Annotated in this window: 15 protein-coding genes and 1 pseudogene; 7 read left to right on the top strand and 9 right to left on the bottom strand. The window is 72.3% G+C overall.

Translation table 11 applies throughout. From position 1 onward, the window contains the following. Positions 1-27: 27 nt before the first annotated feature. The 4 genes from ACFY6U_RS18335 to ACFY6U_RS18320 all read left to right on the top strand — a co-directional run bounded on the left by ACFY6U_RS18335 (position 28) and on the right by ACFY6U_RS18320 (position 4,104). On the top strand, positions 28-900 hold the full coding sequence (locus ACFY6U_RS18335) for a hypothetical protein (protein ID WP_390039355.1): 873 nt from the start codon (positions 28-30) through the stop codon (positions 898-900). Positions 901-1,023: 123 nt separating this feature from the next. Then, entirely contained in the window at positions 1,024-1,398 is a 375-nt protein-coding gene (locus tag ACFY6U_RS18330; RefSeq protein ID WP_390039353.1) for a hypothetical protein, read from the top strand. Between the two features lie 122 nt (positions 1,399-1,520). After that, positions 1,521-3,536 carry an FAD-dependent oxidoreductase gene (locus ACFY6U_RS18325; RefSeq protein ID WP_390039351.1) on the top strand — a complete coding sequence of 672 codons (2,016 nt, stop codon included), beginning with the start codon at positions 1,521-1,523 and terminating at the stop codon, positions 3,534-3,536. Between the two features lie 22 nt (positions 3,537-3,558). Further along, the gene (locus tag ACFY6U_RS18320; RefSeq protein ID WP_390039349.1) at positions 3,559-4,104 is read left to right on the top strand and encodes a PadR family transcriptional regulator; all 546 of its coding nucleotides are present in this window, start codon (positions 3,559-3,561) and stop codon (positions 4,102-4,104) included. On the opposite strand, the gene ACFY6U_RS18315 is transcribed toward ACFY6U_RS18320, so the two are convergent. Both ACFY6U_RS18315 and ACFY6U_RS18310 read right to left on the bottom strand, forming a co-directional pair. Further along, entirely contained in the window at positions 4,101-4,679 is a 579-nt protein-coding gene (locus tag ACFY6U_RS18315) for a hypothetical protein (RefSeq protein ID WP_390039347.1), read from the bottom strand. The genes ACFY6U_RS18320 and ACFY6U_RS18315 overlap by 4 nt on opposite strands. Before the next feature lie 179 nt (positions 4,680-4,858). Next, complete coding sequence (locus ACFY6U_RS18310) at positions 4,859-5,821, bottom strand: fibronectin type III domain-containing protein (protein WP_390039345.1); 963 nt, start codon at positions 5,819-5,821, stop codon at positions 4,859-4,861. A 385-nt stretch (positions 5,822-6,206) separates the two neighbouring features. Between ACFY6U_RS18310 and ACFY6U_RS18305 the strand changes: the two genes are divergently transcribed. Beyond that, a complete protein-coding gene (locus ACFY6U_RS18305; protein ID WP_390039343.1) occupies positions 6,207-6,893 on the top strand; it encodes a glycoside hydrolase family 75 protein in 687 nt (228 codons plus the stop codon). A gap of 32 nt (positions 6,894-6,925) precedes the next feature. On the opposite strand, the gene ACFY6U_RS18300 is transcribed toward ACFY6U_RS18305, so the two are convergent. After that, a complete protein-coding gene (locus ACFY6U_RS18300) occupies positions 6,926-7,687 on the bottom strand; it encodes an SDR family NAD(P)-dependent oxidoreductase (protein ID WP_390039341.1) in 762 nt (253 codons plus the stop codon). Between the two features lie 162 nt (positions 7,688-7,849). Here ACFY6U_RS18300 and ACFY6U_RS18295 point away from each other — a divergent pair, with 162 nt between their 5' ends. Further along, entirely contained in the window at positions 7,850-8,485 is a 636-nt protein-coding gene (locus tag ACFY6U_RS18295) for a TetR family transcriptional regulator (RefSeq protein WP_390039339.1), read from the top strand. Here the strand turns inward: ACFY6U_RS18295 and ACFY6U_RS18290 are convergent. The 6 genes and pseudogenes from ACFY6U_RS18290 to ACFY6U_RS18265 all read right to left on the bottom strand — a co-directional run. Then, positions 8,482-9,367 (bottom strand): annotated as a pseudogene (locus ACFY6U_RS18290) (glycoside hydrolase); the annotation flags it as partial. The gene ACFY6U_RS18295 and the pseudogene ACFY6U_RS18290 sit on opposite strands and share 4 nt — an antisense overlap. Before the next feature lie 84 nt (positions 9,368-9,451). After that, positions 9,452-9,862 carry a PTS-dependent dihydroxyacetone kinase phosphotransferase subunit DhaM gene (locus tag ACFY6U_RS18285; RefSeq protein WP_390039337.1) on the bottom strand — a complete coding sequence of 137 codons (411 nt, stop codon included), beginning with the start codon at positions 9,860-9,862 and terminating at the stop codon, positions 9,452-9,454. Next, positions 9,855-10,454 carry a dihydroxyacetone kinase subunit DhaL gene (dhaL, locus tag ACFY6U_RS18280; RefSeq protein WP_390039335.1) on the bottom strand — a complete coding sequence of 200 codons (600 nt, stop codon included), beginning with the start codon at positions 10,452-10,454 and terminating at the stop codon, positions 9,855-9,857. The genes ACFY6U_RS18285 and dhaL overlap by 8 nt, the downstream gene beginning before the upstream one ends. A 59-nt stretch (positions 10,455-10,513) precedes the next feature. Next, on the bottom strand, positions 10,514-11,506 hold the full coding sequence (gene dhaK / locus ACFY6U_RS18275) for a dihydroxyacetone kinase subunit DhaK (protein ID WP_390039333.1): 993 nt from the start codon (positions 11,504-11,506) through the stop codon (positions 10,514-10,516). Between the two features lie 586 nt (positions 11,507-12,092). After that, positions 12,093-12,944, bottom strand: a complete 852-nt coding sequence (locus ACFY6U_RS18270; protein ID WP_390039331.1) for a hypothetical protein — start codon at positions 12,942-12,944, stop codon at positions 12,093-12,095. 209 nt (positions 12,945-13,153) lie between these two features. After that, a complete protein-coding gene (locus ACFY6U_RS18265) occupies positions 13,154-15,832 on the bottom strand; it encodes a LuxR C-terminal-related transcriptional regulator (RefSeq protein WP_390039330.1) in 2,679 nt (892 codons plus the stop codon). 260 nt (positions 15,833-16,092) lie between these two features. Between ACFY6U_RS18265 and ACFY6U_RS18260 the strand changes: the two genes are divergently transcribed. Then, positions 16,093-16,527, top strand: a complete 435-nt coding sequence (locus tag ACFY6U_RS18260; RefSeq protein ID WP_390039328.1) for a hypothetical protein — start codon at positions 16,093-16,095, stop codon at positions 16,525-16,527. Positions 16,528-16,637: the final 110 nt, after the last annotated feature.

Raw genomic sequence — 16,637 nt, 5'->3', positions numbered from 1 at the left:
CCCCCCGATACCGAGGAGTAGGCTTCCATGCCCGCGTCCCCCCGGCAACGTTGTCGCGCAGGCCTGACCGCCCTGGTCGCCCTCGCCACCACCCTGGTCCTCGCGACCGCCGCCCCGGCCTCCGCCGCCGACACCTGGACCGAGACCGGCTCCGACCACGCCGATGCGCTGACCGAGAGCCAGGGTCTGACCTCGGTCGAGGTCCCGGCCAACAGTCCCAACCGGTACACCGGCATCGGCACCATCCCGCTCAGCGTCTCCAGCCGCGGCTGGAACCACGTCGGCGACCCCGACGAGTCCTACGACGGCTACTACGTCGAGCCCTACCAGGCGGACTCCGGCACCGCCAAGATGTACCGGGTGCAGGCCCCCGACGGCACCTGGTCGGAGTACGTCCACCCGCTCGCCTCCGGCGAGGCCCTCAACAACTCCTGGTCCGCCATCACGCCCGACAGCCAGTACATGCTCTCCGGCGAGTACGGCACGATGACCCGCTTCCTGGTCTTCCCGACGCCGGGCGCCAACAGGAGCACCTCGCCGTCCGCGAACCTCCCGCTCGCGTCCGTCGTCGACCTGGACCACGCCGTGCGTGACGTGCAGGGCTGCGACTTCTCCGGCGCCACCACCCTGCTGTGCTCCTCGGACGACCCGGACGGCAGCCTCTTCGGCTACACCAAGCCGCTCCTGCAGATCGACCTGTCCGCCCAGCCCGGCTCCGCGAACGTCACCGGGCACGTCACGGCGTTGCGTCAGCTCCCGCTGCGCAGCTCCTGCTCGGGCACCTTCGAGGCCGAGGGCATCGACTACGACCGGCGCACCGGCACCCTGCGGGTCATCGTGATGTCGCCCGGCTTCTGCGTCCTCACGGACAGCAAGACCTACAAGTTCACCCGGAGCTGAGCCCGCGGCCGCCTGCCGCGGCGGGTGGTGCAGGGCCCGGAGATCGGTGCTTTTCTGTTGGCATGGCGTGGTTCGCGGGGGAACCCGTGCTACCGCGCCGTTGCCATGAGAGGAGCGATCACGATGGTCCGTGAGCGACAGCACGAGGAACCCGTCTCGCTGGAGATCAGCGGACGCAGCAAGGAGGACGCCCGGATCGTGTTCGACGCGCTGTGCCAGTGCTTCGAGTCCGACCGGGCCGCCGAGGACGTACCGCAACAGCTCCACGAGACCCGCCCGATGGTGTGGCTCGGCACGTTCGAGGTCACCGACACCCACGAGTGCACCCCGCCGCCCCGGCTCTCGGCCCCGGTCGAGGCCGACGCACAGGGCGGGTACTGGGCGATCAGCCGGCTCCAAACGACCCTCGACTCCCTGTTCACCGTGCGGAACCTGTCGTCCGCGTCGGGAGACCAGGAGAGGGAGCTGCATGTGCTGCTGGAGAGCCGGGGGGCGTAGGGCACCGGCTGAAGATCCAGTGATATGTCACATGCCACCACCTCTGCCGTTGTGCAACTAGTTGCATAAACCGTGCGCGGTCCTCTACAACTACGGTGACGACACCGCGCACGGAGGCCCCCATGAGCCGTTACCCGAACCTGCTGAAACCCCTCGACCTGGGCTTCACCACACTCCCCAACCGCGTGCTCATGGGCTCCATGCACGTGGGCCTGGAGGAGGCCGAGCGCGGCTTCGAGCGGATGGCGGAGTTCTACGCGGCCCGGGCCCGCGGGGGAGTGGGCCTCATCGTCACCGGCGGCATCGCGCCCAACGACGAGGGCCGGCCGTACGAGGGCGGCGCCAAGCTCACCACCGAGGAGGAGGCCGGGCAGCACCGGGCCGTCACCGAGGCGGTGCACCGCGAGGGCGGCCGGATCGCGATGCAGATCCTGCACTTCGGCAGGTACGCCTACCACCGCGACCTGGTCGCCCCGAGCCCCCTCCAGGCCCCGATCAGCCCCTTCCCGCCCCGCGAGCTGACCGACGCCGACGTCGAGCGCACCGTCGACGACTACGCCCGCGCCGCCCGCCTCGCCCGGCAGGCCGGCTACGACGGCGTCGAGATCATGGGCTCCGAGGGCTACCTCATCAACGAGTTCATCGCCGCGCAGACCAATCACCGCACCGACCGCTGGGGCGGCTCGTACGAGAACCGGATGCGGTTCCCCGTCGAGATCGTCCGCCGGGTCCGCGAGGCCGTCGGCGACGACTTCATCATCGTCTACCGGCTGTCCATGCTGGACCTGGTCCCCGGCGGCTCCTCGCTTGACGAGGTGATCACCCTCGCCCGGGCCGTCGAGGCCGCCGGGGCGACCATCATCAACACCGGTATCGGCTGGCACGAGGCCCGCATCCCCACCATCGCCACCTCGGTCCCGCGCGGCGCCTACACCTGGGTCACCAGGAAGCTGATGGGCGCCGTGTCCGTCCCGCTGGTCACCACCAACCGCATCAACACCCCCGAACTCGCCGAGGAGCTGCTCGCCGAGGGCTTCGCAGACATGGTCTCCATGGCCCGCCCGATGCTCGCCGACCCCGACTTCGTCAACAAGGCCGCGGCCGGTACGCCCGAGGCCATCAACACCTGCATCGGCTGCAACCAGGCCTGCCTCGACCACACCTTCAGTGGGAAGATCACCTCCTGCCTCGTCAACCCCCGCGCCTGCCACGAGACCGAGCTGGTCCTCGCCCCGACCCGTCTGAAGAAGCGCGTCGCGGTGGTCGGCGCCGGACCGGCCGGCCTCGCCTGCGCGGTGTCCGCCGCCGAACGCGGCCACGAGGTCACCCTGTTCGACGCGGCGGCCGAGATCGGCGGCCAGCTGAACGTGGCCCGCAGGGTCCCCGGCAAGCAGGAGTTCGACGAGACCCTGCGCTACTTCCGCCACCAGCTCGACGCGCACGGCGTGGACGTACGCCTGAACACGACCGTCGAACCCGAGGACGTCACCGGCTACGACGAGGTCGTGGTCGCCACCGGCGTCACCCCGCGCACCCCCGACATCCCCGGCGTCGACCACCCGCGCGTCCTCGGCTACCTCGACGTGCTGCGCGACAACGCCCCCGTCGGCGACCGGGTCGCGATCCTCGGCGCGGGCGGCATCGGCTTCGACGTCGCCGAGTACCTCACCGACGGCGGCGACAAGGCGAGCGAGGACCCCGAGACGTACTTCAGGCAGTGGGGCGTCGACATGGAGTACCAGGTCCCCGGGGGTCTGGCCGCCCCCGAGCGCCCGGCGCCGCCGCGGACCGTGCACCTGCTCCAGCGCAAGGCGAGCAAGGTCGGCGCGGGCCTCGGCAAGACCACCGGCTGGATCCACCGCACCGAACTCAAGCACCGGGGCGTCACCATGGTCCCGGGCGTGCAGTACGACCTGATCGACGACGCCGGTCTGCACGTCACCATGGACGGCGAGAGCACGGTCCTGGAGGTCGACACCGTCGTGCTGTGCACCGGGCAGGAACCGCGCCGGGGCCTGTACGAGGAACTGGTCGCCGCCGGCTGCAGCGCGCACCTCATCGGCGGTGCCGACGTCGCCGCCGAACTGGACGCCAAGCGGGCCATCAAGCAGGGCACCGAGCTGGCGGCCGCCCTGTAGCGCCCGTCCCTAGGATGAGCGCATGTCACTCCCGCACGCGATCCTCACCGCCCTGCTCGAAAGGCCGTCGTCGGGGCTTGAGCTGACCCGCAGGTTCGACAGGTCGATCGGCTACTTCTGGTCGGCCACGCACCAGCAGATCTATCGCGAGCTCGGAAGACTGGAGGCCGAGGGCTACATCCGCACCCTGCCCACCGAGCAGCCGGCCCGTGGGCAGAAGAAGAGCTACGAGGTCCTGCCCGCGGGCCGCGCCGAACTGGCCCGCTGGACCGCCGCCTCCCAGGACCCCAAGCCGCAGCGGGACGTGCTCCTGCTGCGGCTGCGCGCGGCCGCGGTCGTCGGCACCGACGGCCTCGAAGCCGACCTGCGCCGCCATCTGGAGCTGCACCGGCGGCAGCTGGCCGAGTACGAGGAGATCCAGCGCCGCGACTTCCCACCGGGCAAGGACGCCCCCGAGGACCGGCTGCGGCACCTGGTGCTGCGGGCCGGCATCGACCTGGAGACCTTCTGGACGCAGTGGCTCGGCCACGCCCTGGAGGAGTTCGGCGAAATCCCCGACCCGTCCTAGAGCCGGTAGGGCTTCGAGCGCTTGCGCAGGTACCAGCCGGTGGCGATGACGCCCGAGCCGACCAGCGCGGCGCCGATGCCCAGGGTGAGCGGGCCGTAGTCGCGGGCGGCACCGCCCAGACCGCCCATCACGCCCCGGGCCGGCGCGGCGGGCGCGGCCGACCTGGGGGCGGAGTTTGTGGTGGAGTTGGTGGTGGAGGAGGTCGTCGGCGCGGCGGGGGCGGACGAGACGATCACCGACTGGGTGCCCGCCGTACCGCCGTTGGAGCAGACGACGACCACTGTGTAAGTGCCCGGCGACACCCCCGACCAGGCGGCGGACTGGCTCACCGTGGTGCCCGCCAGGGCCACCTGCCGCCCCTGGGCGAATGCGGTCTGACCGCTGTTGAGCAGCGAGGCGTTGCCCCAGCTGCCGTTGGACTGGGTGCAGGCGCTGGTGACCACCGAGACCGTGGTACCGATGGTGCTCACCGAGATGCCCGAGAGCGCGGCGGACGGGCCGGCGAGCCAGGTCGGGAAAGCGGCGGCGGCCGCCAGGGTCAGGCCGGAGCGGAGGAGAGGTCGTGTAGTGCGCATGGTCTGCCCTCCGGCGGCACGGTCGGCGGAACGTCCCGTGCGCCGCCGGAGGTGGGGAATCTCCCGTGCTGCCTCAGGTTCAGCGAAAGGGGCCCCGGCGGGTCCCGCACCCGGAGGACGACCGGCCAGGTGACTTCTTCCTCCGTCCGGCCCAGGCAGGGATGCGCGTCCGGCTCCCGTCAGGCCCCTGTCGTCACGGTCCGCTCCGCCGACCAGCCGCCCCAGGTGCCGTCCGGCAGCCGTGCCCGCAGCCGCACCCGGTGGCGGACCCCATGGTCCCGGCCCACATAGAAGCTGTAGGTCGACCGTCCCTTCGGTGGGGTGCCGCCCCAGACCAAGGAAGTGGTCGTACCGCCGTCGAGGCGGATCTGGTATTCGGTGACCACACCGTCCACCTGCGGCGGGTCCCAGGCCAGATCCAGGTAGCAGGCCCCGCTCTCCTCGTGGGTCCGCGCCGTGAACGCGGTCGGCGCGGTGTCCCGGCCGTCGCCGCTGCCCGGCGTGGTGAGGCGCACCGCCGCACTCGCGGGCGAGAGGTTGTCGGCCGCGTCCCGGGCCCGGACGGTGAAGACATAGCGGGTGCCCGGCCGCAGCCCCATGACCACGGCCGCGGTCTGGTTCCCGCCCACACTGTGGATCTTGGCGCCGCCCTGCCAGATGTCGTACGACACCACGGCCCGGTCGTCCGTCGAGGCGCCCCAGGACAGTTGCACGGCATTACTGCCCACGGCCCGGCCCACCGGCCGCGCGGGCCGCGTCGGCGCCGAGCGGTCGGCGGCGGCCATCGCGGGGGTGGTCGCCCGCACCGCACGGCTGCGCGGCCCGAGGCTGCCGTCCCCGCCCCGGGCCCGCACGGTGAACACATACGCGGTGGACGGCCTGAGCCTGGTGACGTCCACCATGTGCTGGGAGCCGGGTACTTCCTCGACCTTCGTGGTGCCGCGATACACCTCGTAGGCAAGGATCTCGGAACCCTCCGCCAGCTCGTTCCACATGACGTGCACGCTGGTGGCGCTCCCGGCGGCCGCGGTCACCCCCGTCGGGGCGCCGGGCAGCCGGCCGCTGTCGCCGTCGGGGGCCCCGCCCCGGCCGCAGGACGTCACGAACAGCAGGGCGCAGACCGCGACGGCAACTCGGCGCACGGTTCCGCCTCCCCAAGGACGGCAGCACGGCAATGGTCCGGACCAATATGGACCGCCGGGATGCGGACATCAAGAGGGCCGTATTGCGGACGCCGGGGGAGAGTTACGTATGCTGAGGGTCCTGCGGTCGAACTTCCCGGGAGAACAGGGGAGTTCGCGCCTGTGGCGCGGAACGCTGTCGTCGCTGATCCCGCGCCGGCACGGGCGGCCGGGGCGGTCTGGGCCGACACCGGCTCAGCGCCCCGGCCCTCGGCGACCGCTCACGAAGTGTCAGTTTCGTTGCGCCGAACGGCCCTGTACGGCCCTCACGTGCTGGCCCGGCCGCCGGACCCGCACCATCTTGTTCCGGGTGATTCCATGTCCCCCACGAAAAGGGTCTCTCATCGTGCGTGTCCAGTCGCTGACGCTGGCCGCGGCCGGCGCCGCCCTGCTCGCCCCGGCCACACTGCCCGCCCCCGCCGCCTCGTACGCGGCCCCCGGTGACCGGCACCGGATCTCCGCCGCCGACCTGCTGGCCCGGGTGCGGGAGTGCACCCAGGTCTCCAGGGGCCGCTACCGCTCGGATGCCGACACCGCCGCCACCGTCCCCGTGTGCGGCACCCGGCAGGCCGTCTTCTGGAAGGCCGACCTCGACATCGACTGCGACGGCCAGCGCACCGCCCACTGCAACCGCGGAGCCGACCCGGCGTTCACCGCCACCACCGCATACCAGCAGTCCAACGGCCGTCAGCTCAACGCCGAGAAGCTGCCCTACGTCGTCGTGCCCGGCCCCAGCGGCCGCTGGAACCACTGGGCGGCCGGCATCCGGGGCGGCGCGCTCGCCGCGGTGATCTACAAGGACCGGGTGCAGTACGCGGTCGTCGGCGACACCGGACCGCGCGACATCATCGGCGAGGCCTCCTACGCCACCGCGAAGGCGCTCGGCGTGAACCCCGACCCGCGGGTCGGCGGGGTGGCGTCCGGCGTCACGTACATCGTCTTCAAGGACTCCGGGATCCAGCCCATCGAGGACCGCGAGGCGGCGGAGGCGGAGGGGGAGCGGCTGGCGGAACAGTTCGCCGAGGGCGGCTGACCGGCGGGCCGGCCGCCCCCCGGCGGTGCGGGTCAGACGGCCGCCCAGCCGTTGTCCACCGGCAGGATCGCGCCGTTGATGTTGCTCGCCGCGTCCGAGGCCAGGAACACGATCGCCGCGGCCTGCTCCTCGGGCTCGGAGACCTGGCCCACGTTCCCGAAGTACGGGCCGAGCGCGGCCGGCCCGTGCGCGCCGTCCTCCAGGTCGAGCTGGATGCCGGTCCTGGTGCCGCCGGGTGCGATGGCGTTGGCCCGGATGCCCTGGTTGCGGTACATCACCGCCAGGTTCTTGGTCAGGCCGACGACACCGTGCTTCGAGGCCGTGTAGGCGGCGCCCGCGGCGCTGCCGCGCAGGCCGGCCTCGGAGGCGGTGTTGACGATCGCGCCCCGGCCCGCCGCCAGCATGTGCGGCAGCACCGCCCGGGTGAGCAGGAAGGGCGCGGTGAGGTTGACCCGTATCACCCGCTCCCACTCCGCGTCGCTGACATCCGCCAGCGCCGACATCCGGTCCATGATCCCGGCGTTGTTCACCAGGACGTCCACCCCGCCGAACCGCTCCACCGCCGTCGCGACCACCTCGTCCACCACGGACTGCTCGCCGAGGTCGCCGGTGACGGCCACGGCCGTACCGCCCGCCTTCTCGATCTCCGCCACCGCCGTGCCCGCGGCCTCGGCGTTCAGGTCGGCGACCAGGACCCGTGCCCCCTCCCCGGCGAAGGCCAGGGCGGTGGCGCGCCCGATCCCCGAGCCCGCGCCGGTGACGATGACGCTGCGCCCGTCGAGTCCGCTGGCCATGTGGTGCTCCCATCAGGTGGTTCGAGGGCGCTCGGCGCCCGGTGCGGTCACACCATACGACTTAATGTCGGCGAGTGACATAAAGTCGCGACCTGAATTTTCCGTCACACCGCTGACTCGGGGACAATCTCGGTGCAGCAGCCACCGGCACGGGAGGGACAGATGACCGCAGGGGGACGCACGGGACGGCCGCCCCTGACCGAGGAGCGCAAGGCCGAGATGAGACTGGAGATCGCCCGCGCCGCGGTGGACCTGTTCGTCGCCCAGGGGGTGGCCGCGACCACCGGCGAGCAGATCGCGCAGGCGGTCGGCGTCTCGGCACGCACGGTGTGGCGCTACTTCCCGAGCAAGGAGGCCTGCGTGCGCCCGCTGTTCGCGGCCGGCATCGAAGCCGTCGCCGACTGCCTGCTCGCCTGGCGCCCCGGCCAGCCGCTGGAGGAGGCCTTCGCGCACTCCGTACCGACCGACAGCCGGCTGGTGCGCAGCCCGGACCGCGCCACCATGGGCGCCCTGGTCCGGCTGACCCGTGTCGAACCGGGCCTGCGCGCGGAGTGGCTGCAGTCCTACGACGAGGCCGAACCGGCGTTCGCCCGCGCCCTCGCCGAACGCTGTGGGCTGCCCGCCGACGGTCTGCGGCCCACCATCCAGGCGGCCATGTTCAACGCGGCCCTGCGCGCGGCCGTGGAGCACTACGCCTGGCGCGTCGCCGACGAGGCCATGGACCCCGTCACGGCGGAGGCCGAGCTCACGGCGACCATGCGCTCGGCCCTCGCGGTGGCGGCGGAGGGGCTGGCCTAGGGACGGCTGTTGTACGCCTCCGCCCGCAGCGCCGGACGGCCCGTGGCGAGGGCCCGCGACGGCCAGGACGCGCTGACCGTCCGGGACTCGCCGGGCAGCAGGCGCAGGTAGTTGTGGCTGTAGAGCGTCGGCAGCACGCGGTGACCGTTCGCCTCGTCCAGCAGGGACAGCCGGACCATGGCGGCGACGGCCGGGCCGCGGTTGCGGACGGTGGCCGTCAGGGAGTGGCGGTCCCCGGTACGGGACACCTGGCCGACCGAGACGGACACGTTCACCCGCGGCATCTGCCGAGCGCCTGGAGGGCGGCGGTGGCGCGGTGGCGCCAGTACGTGTTGCGGGACAGCTCCCTGCCGGCCGCGTCCGCCAGGGTCAGCCGGAGCAGGTGCAGGTCGGGCAGGTCGTCGGTCCACTCTGCGGCGAACGCCTCGGCGGTGGCGGACCGTGCCACGTCCACCTTCGCCGTCCGGCCGCTGCCGAGCTGCCGGCCGGACCGGTCGTACAGCCGGGCGGTGACGGTGGCGCCGTGGAGGTCCGCGCGGGCGTGGTTGACCGCGAGGACCTGCCACTTCACCGGATCGGCCTGGACGTGCAGCGGTTCGCAGGCCGAACGGGCGCCGTAGTACGTGCCGTTGACGTCGAAGTCGTAGTCGTAGGTCTGCCAGACGGTGCTGTGCCAGGCCGGGTGGGACATCCACAGCATCAGGCCGGTGGCGTTGTCCCAGAGGTTGGCGTTCCAGGCCTCGAACATGGCTCGGGTGTTCTCGAAGTTGACGAACTGCGCCTTGCGGGCGAAGTCGTCCAGGCCAGTGGCCGCGCCGAGGCGGTCTCGACGGCCGCCTTGTAGTTCTGCGGCGCCTGGTTCCCGCGCTCGCTCCAGTCGTGTCCCGGGTCCGCCACCCCGCGATTCCTGAACCCGGCTCGGCTTCACCCCGAGGTCCGCCGGATCCTGCCGCGACCGGGGAGGTCTCAGACCTTCCGGTAGGTGTAGGCCTCGGCTGCCGCCGCCTCCACGGCGTCGAGGTCGGCCCCGGTGGAGGCCGTGACGACCGCGGCGACCGCGCCCTCGACGAACGGGGCGTCCACCAGGCGGGTGCCGTCCGGGAGTTCGTCGCCCTCGGCGAGCAGCGCCTTCACGGTGAGCACCGCGCTGCCCAGGTCGGTGAGGACGGCGACCCCCGCGCCCCGGTCCACGGACGCGGCAGCGGCGGCGATCAGCTCGGCGCTGGTGCCGAGCCCGCCGCCCTCGGTGCCGCCCGCCGGGGCGACCGGCACCGCCGTGGCACCGCCCGCCAGCCCCTTGGCCAGCTCCGCGACGGACGCCGCGACCTCCGCGCTGTGCGACACCAGTACGATCCCGACCAGCTTGCCGTCACTCACCGGCCGCCTCCGCGAGTCCCGCGACGAGCAGCGCCGACGACGTGGCCCCCGGGTCCTGGTGGCCGATGCTGCGCTCGCCGAGATAGCTCGCCCGGCCCTTGCGGGCCTGCAACGGGATCGTCGCCTCGGCGCCCTGCTCGGCGGCGGCCCGCGCCGCGCCGAAGCCGTCGCCGAGCGCGTCGACCGCCGGCACCAGGGCGTCGATCATCGTCTTGTCCCCGGGCGCGGCCCCGCCGAGCGCCATGACCTTGTCCACCCCGGCCCGCAGCGCCTCGGCGAGCTGGGCCTCATCGACCTCGGCCGCGTCGCCGAGCGCCTTGCCGGTGCTGCGCAGCAGCGTGCCGTACAGCGGCCCGGACGCGCCGCCGACCGTGGATATCAGCTGGCGTCCGGCCAGCGTCAGGACGGCACCCGGGGTGGCGGGCGCGTCCTTCTCCAGCGCGGCGATCACCGCTTTGAAGCCGCGCTGGAGGTTGCTGCCGTGGTCGGCGTCCCCGATGGCGGAGTCGAGGGCGGTGAGCCGCTCCGCCTCACGGTCGACCGAGGCGGCGGTCGCCGCCATCCAGCGGCGGAAGAAGTCGGCGTCGAGCACTGGATCTCCTTGCGTAGCGGTACGGACGCGGGTCGGTGCCGGTCGGTGTCGTCTCTCCCTCACATGCCCCAGCGCAGCGCCGGTGTCTTCACCGGGGCGTCCCACAGCCGCAGCAGTTCCTCGTCGACCTGGCAGAGCGTGACCGAGGCACCGGCCATGTCCAGGGAGGTGACGTAGTTGCCGACCAGTGTGCGGGCCACGTTCACCCCGCGCTCGGCGAGCACCCGCTGGACCTCGGCGTTGAACCCGTACAGTTCGAGGAGCGGGGTCGCGCCCATGCCGTTGACCAGGACGAGGACCGGACTGCGCGGTGGCAGGTCCTCCAGGACGGCGTTGACGGCGAAGTCGGCGATCTCGCCGGACGTCATCATGGCGCGTCGCTCACGGCCCGGCTCGCCGTGGATGCCGATGCCCAACTCCAGCTCGCCGGGCGGCAGATCGAAGGTCGGGGTGCCCTTGGCCGGGGTGGTGACGGCGCTGAGCGCGACACCGAAGCTGCGGGAGTTCTCGTTCACCTGGTGCCCGACGGCCTCGACCCGCTCCAGCGGCTGCCCCTCGGCGGCGGCCGCGCCGGCGATCTTCTCGACGAACAGGGTGGCCCCGGTGCCGCGCCGGCCCGCGGTGTAGAGACTGTCGGTGACGGCCACGTCGTCGTTGACGAGCACCTTCGCCACCTGGATACCCTCGTCCTCGGCGAGCTCGGCGGCCATGTCGAAGTTGAGCACGTCACCGGTGTAGTTCTTCACGATGAACAGCACGCCCGCCCCGCTGTCCACGGCCGCGGCGGCCCGGGCCATCTGGTCGGGTACGGGGGACGTGAACACCTCGCCCGGACAGGCGGCCGACAGCATCCCGGGGCCCACGAAGCCACCGTGCAGCGGCTCGTGCCCGGAACCGCCGCCCGAAATCAGCGCGACCTGCCCGGCCACCGGGGCGTCCCGCCGGACGATCACCCGGTTCTCCACGTCCACGGTGAGCTCGGGATGGGCCGCCGCCATGCCGCGCAGCGCGTCCGCCACCACGGTCTCCGGGACGTTGATCAGCATCTTCATGCGGTCCTCCGTCTAACACTAGCAGACTAGTCCCTGACCTGCGTCTTTGCAGGTCAGGGTGGATCTCTCCCCGTCTCGGTCCCGGCGGTCCACTGCGGCCTGGAGCGGGGTGCGGCGAGGCTGATACCGGTCCGGTGCCGACTTGCGTGATGGTCCGTCAGGTCTGAGGGGCGGCTGTGATGGCGAGTGGCGTAGTTCTCCTGACCGCAGTATCGACCTTGCGCGCACGAAGGTCACCTGGGCGAGGCCTGCGTGTGCGGAGGGCGATGAAGCAAGAGAGGGGGGTGCGGCGAGCGGAGTGCCGGGGGAGATGCCCTCGCCGGCGGCCGGCCGGCACTTCTCGGAGCGGCGGGAGCAGTCGCGGAGGATTCTGCGCGGTCCGTCCCGCTCGCCGTCACGGTCACGGAGACATTCTCCGAGAGGCCGGAAGAGGGCGTCCAGGGCGACACCGTTCTGCTTCTCGACTGTTCTGCTTCTCGTCACAGCCGCGGAGACACGCGTGGGCCCGGCAGGGGCGAACACCCTGCCGGGCCGACACCGCCCGGATCTGCGCAGCGGTGTGATGAACGGGCCATGCGGTCCACTGCTACTTGACGTCGACGTAGTCCCCGGTGGCCGTCGAGGCGGCGGTCGTGGTGTTGGTGGCGAAGGAGAAGCGGTAGTAGCCGTCGGCCGTGGCGGTGGTGGTGGTCTTGAGCGCGCCGCTGGTGCTGCTCGTGACCTTCTTGAGGGTCGTGTAGGTGGTGCTTCCCTTCTTGCGGTACTGGAGCAGCACCCCCTGCCTGCCGTAGCCGGTGTACGTGCCCTTGTTCCAGTCGGCACGCTTGAGGCTGCCGGTGACCGTGATGGTCCTGCCCTTCTTCACCGGCTCCGGGGTGGCGTCGGCGGTCAGCTTGGACGCCTTCTTGATGTGGGTGGTGGCGACGTCGTCGTCGTAGCTGGCGTCGGCGTAGAGGTCGAACCCGCCGAGGAACAGCTTCCAGGTCCCTGCGACACCGTTGTTCTTCAGGTCGGAGGCGGCGTTGATGTGGAAGACGGCCTTGCAGGCGTAGACGCCCGTCTGGGTGGTCGACTCGGTGCAGGCGGGGTCGTCGTCGGTGCCCAGGGATCCGCTGATCGTGTCGGGGCTCGAACTGTCCGTGCCCTGCCAGAGGAAGGCTTCGGTGAGGGCGACACCGCTCGAACTGGTCGCTGTGTACGTCACCGTGACGGACTGCTTGGTGGTGGTGCCGAGCACGATGTCCTTGCCGCCGTTGACGACCGCCTTGGAGAACTTCATGCTGCCCAGCGAGGTTTCCGGGTGGACGGAACGGGCGGCGAAGGAGTCGAGCCCTGCCGTCGCCCCCGGACGCTCCGCCGCCTGGGCGGCTGCCGGAAGGCAGAGCGCGGACAGGGCGACGGCGCCGGGAAGGGCCATCGATATTGCACGTATACGCATGTGACACCCCGTGAGGTCGAAAGTAACCCGCCGGAGGTCTCCGAGCAGGTGTGCCGGGCGCGTGCGGCGCACAGGCCTCATGCGCACCGTACGTCGCGCGGCCCGTGGCTCGGCATCCGTGAAACCACGCAGTTCACTACGGGTGCGGAGGCGGGATTCGCCGTGGATGTTCCGGGCTTTCGCCTGTCCATGCCCACGGCGGGGCGCCGTCAGGGATTGGGGCCGCCCCGGGTGAGGAGGACATGGGTGAGGGTTGCCCGGTTCGCGACGCCCAGCTTCCGGTAGATCTGTCTCAGGTGGGTCTCCACGGTGCGCACGCTGAGGAACAGCGCCTCCGCCACCCGGTGGTTCGTCATGCCCTTGCTGACCAGGTGGGCGATCTCCCGCTCGCGGCCCGACAACAGGGCCCAGGGCCCCTGCGGCGCGGGCGACCGGGTCTGGTCCGCGAGCTCCCGGCGCCGCCGCGCGACCGTGTCGGCGAGCCGTGCCGAGCCGCACCGGCCGGCCAGTACCCCGGCCCGGTCCAGCCAGTCGGCCACGTCCTGCGTGCGTCCCGCGCCGAGGGCTACCCCGGCCGCGTCGAGCAGTGTGCGGCAGAGCTCGATGCGTTCCCCGCCGGAGGCGAATCCCTCGACGGCCTCCCGTGCGCAGCGCAGTGCTCCGTCGACGTCGCCCCGTACGGCGTGGTCCCACATCCGTGCCCGATGCGCGAAGGCCCGTCGGCCGGCCGACGGGAGCTGCCCGGCACAGGACTCGGCCAGCTCCGCCCAGTGCGCGGTGCCGGCCGGGTCGGACGCGGCGGCGGCCGCTCTGGCCAGCGCGTCGCACCAGCGCGGCTTGCGCCAGCCCGCCACCCGGGAGAGTTCCTCGCCCCCGGCGGCGTCCAGCAGCAGCCAGCGGGCGTGTGCCGGGTCCGACGTGCCCGCGTGCAGGGCGAGTTCGGCATGGAAGCAGCTCACGGATACGGCCCAGGCGGCCTGCGAGCCGTCCGCGATCTCCAGTGCCCGGGCGGCCGACGCCTGCCAGGTGTGCCGGCCGCCCGTTCCGCCCTGCCAGAACAGCGTCTCGGCGCGGACCATCGCGATGATCGCCTCCGTCACCGGGGCACGGCCGCCCGTCAGGATCGCATCGGCCCGGTCGAGCGTGGCCAGTGCGGCGCGCAGCCGCCCGGAACGCAGCTGGGTGTTGGACAGGACCGTGAGGACGTCGGGCTCGACATAGACCTGACCGGTGCGCCGGCACAGCGCGGCGGCCCGCTTCAGATGGCGTTCGGCGTCGTCGAGTCGTTCCAGCATCCCCTCGGTCATGCCCAGTTGGAGGAGCGCGTCCAGGTTCGTCGACAGCAGGGAGTCGCCGGCCGTGTCCACGAGATCGGCCGCGTTCGTCGCCTGCCGGCGTGCTTCGTGCTGGTCGCCGAGGAACAGGGAGGCGAGGGCCGCCTGCGCCAGGGCGTGGGACTCGCCGACCCGGTCGCGGTGGTCACGGGCCAGCGCGGCGGCCGTCTCGGCATGGTGGCGGGACGACTCATGGTCCCGCACCGTGTAGGCGTGGTCGGCTAGTTCGACATGCAGGGCGGCGGCGATGGCGCCGTTGTGTTCGGTCAGGGCGGCCAGCCCGGCCCGGGCCATGGATCCCGCCTCCGGGTGCCGGCCGCGGTGGCGTTCCAGCCGGCTCGAATCGGCGAGTGCGGCCGCCTCGTCCGAGCCGGTGATGGTGGACCGCAACGTGTCCAGCAGGGCGCGGGCGTCGGCCGCCTTGCCACTCAGCATCCGGGCGCGGGCGAGCAGGACCTGCGCCTCGTACCAGTGCTCCCCTCCGTCGGGCAGCACCGCGACCGCGGCCTCCAGGTGGTCCACGGCCGCCGTCGGCGAGTCGTACAACTCGCTCCGGGCAGCGCTGATGAGCGTGATGGCGTGGTCCGGCCGGCTCGGGTCGGCGACCTGGGCGACATGCCGGGCGCGCAGGGCGACAGGCGCGGTGCGCCGTGCCAGTTCGGTCTCGGCCCGCCCGTGCATGGCGTGGCGCCGGCTCGGCGGCACCCGCTGGTACACGACCTCGCTCAGAGCACGGTGCCGGACGGCGAGCTGCGGCGCGCGCTCGGCGGGGCGGACGATGTCGAGCCGGGTCAGCACGTCCAGCGCCGCGAGAGCCGTCGGCATGCCGAGGTCCGCCACCGCCGCCAGCAGGTCCGGCTGGAACGGCTCGCCGAGGACGGCCGCGGCGTGTACGGCGGTGAGCGCGTCCTCGTCGAGCCCGGCCAGCTCGGCGAGGATCGCTGTCACGGCCTGGTCGTGTGCCGGGCCGCCTCGAGCGCCCAGCGCTTTGAGGTACAGCGGATTGCCCAGGGCATCGTCGTAGACGGTGTCCGCGTGCAGATGACCGCCGAGCAGTTCCGCCGCCTCCTCCCGGGAGAGCGGACCGAGGGGCACGGTGGTGAGGAGACCGGCCGCCGCCGCGCGCGCCAGCAACTCGGCGCTCTCGGACGGCAGCTGGCGGGGACGGTAGCCGAGGAGACACAGCGACGGCGTGCTGGCGGCGGACCGCAGGGCCCGCTCCGCCAGGACTGTCCCCTCCTCGTGCAGGGCATGCAGATCGTCGACCACGACCACCACGGGCGCGCCCGGACGAGGTGTCGCGTCGGTGACCGACTCCACGGGCACGACCGGGATTCCGTCGGCCCGGGCCCGGGCCGCCACAGCCGCCAGGAGGGTGCTCTTGCCGATGCCGGGCTCACCGGTCACCGCGACGGCCCGCCCGAAACCGGACCGCAACTCGCCGACGGCCTTCAGGAGTTCGCCCGTCTCGGCGGTGCGGCCCACGAACGCGGACGTCTCCTCGTCCGCCCGGCCGGACGCGGACGGACCGCCATATTGCGGATCATCAGCCATGACCGCAGCGTAGTCACACCGGTCGGGCCCGGTCCGGCCCGGCCGTCACTCTGTCTTCGTGCCCGCGTCCCGCCCCCCGGGGGAAAAGAGGCACCGCCGCAGCCGCCCAAGTTACGTGGTTTCACGGATGCCCAGGGTGATCACCCCGCTGGAATGCTGACTTCGGCACATCGCTTCAGCCGCGTGCCGTCGCTTCCGCGGCATGGGACCCATGCCCGGAGGACGCTCCACGCTGATCGTCGTGTGAGGAGGAGTCCAGCGTGTCCACGATGAACGGCATCGGCACCAAGTTCCTGGGGTTCGGCAACCGCAACCGCGACGGCAGTCACTACGCCACCCAGTGGTTCGTCGTCCTCGACCTGCCCGTGCTGCCGCTGCGTCGCTACCGGCTCACCGTCGGCAACAGCACGTACATACCCAGGGGAGCCGGCAGCCGGACCCTGACGCGGTACGTCCTGCACGAGGAGACCCGCCTCGACGGCGGGGAGATCATGCGCACCTACCTGGTCTGGTGGCTCCTGGGGCCACTGGTGGTGGCAGGACCGGCCGCCCTCCTGCTCTGGGCGATCAGCGGCAACCAGGACGGCGGCTTCGGCTTCTGGGCCTTCTTCCTGGCCCTGTCCCTGGCCTGGGTCATGGGAGCGGCGACAGCCATGAACACCTACGGCCGGCGACGGCACGGACTTCCGAAGTAGGCGCCGGCGATGTCGCGTGTCCGCGGGGCCGTCCCGCCGGACACGCGTGACACGAAGCTTCGGGAGGAACACGAATGAGGGCACGGCAGGCCGTGCGGTGGGGAGTTGGG

The organism is Streptomyces sp. NPDC013157 (assembly GCF_042899865.1).
Taxonomy (GTDB): Bacteria; Actinomycetota; Actinomycetes; order Streptomycetales; family Streptomycetaceae; genus Streptomyces.
Note: the sequence above shows the minus strand (reverse complement) of the source record. Positions and strands in the feature narration are given on the sequence as shown.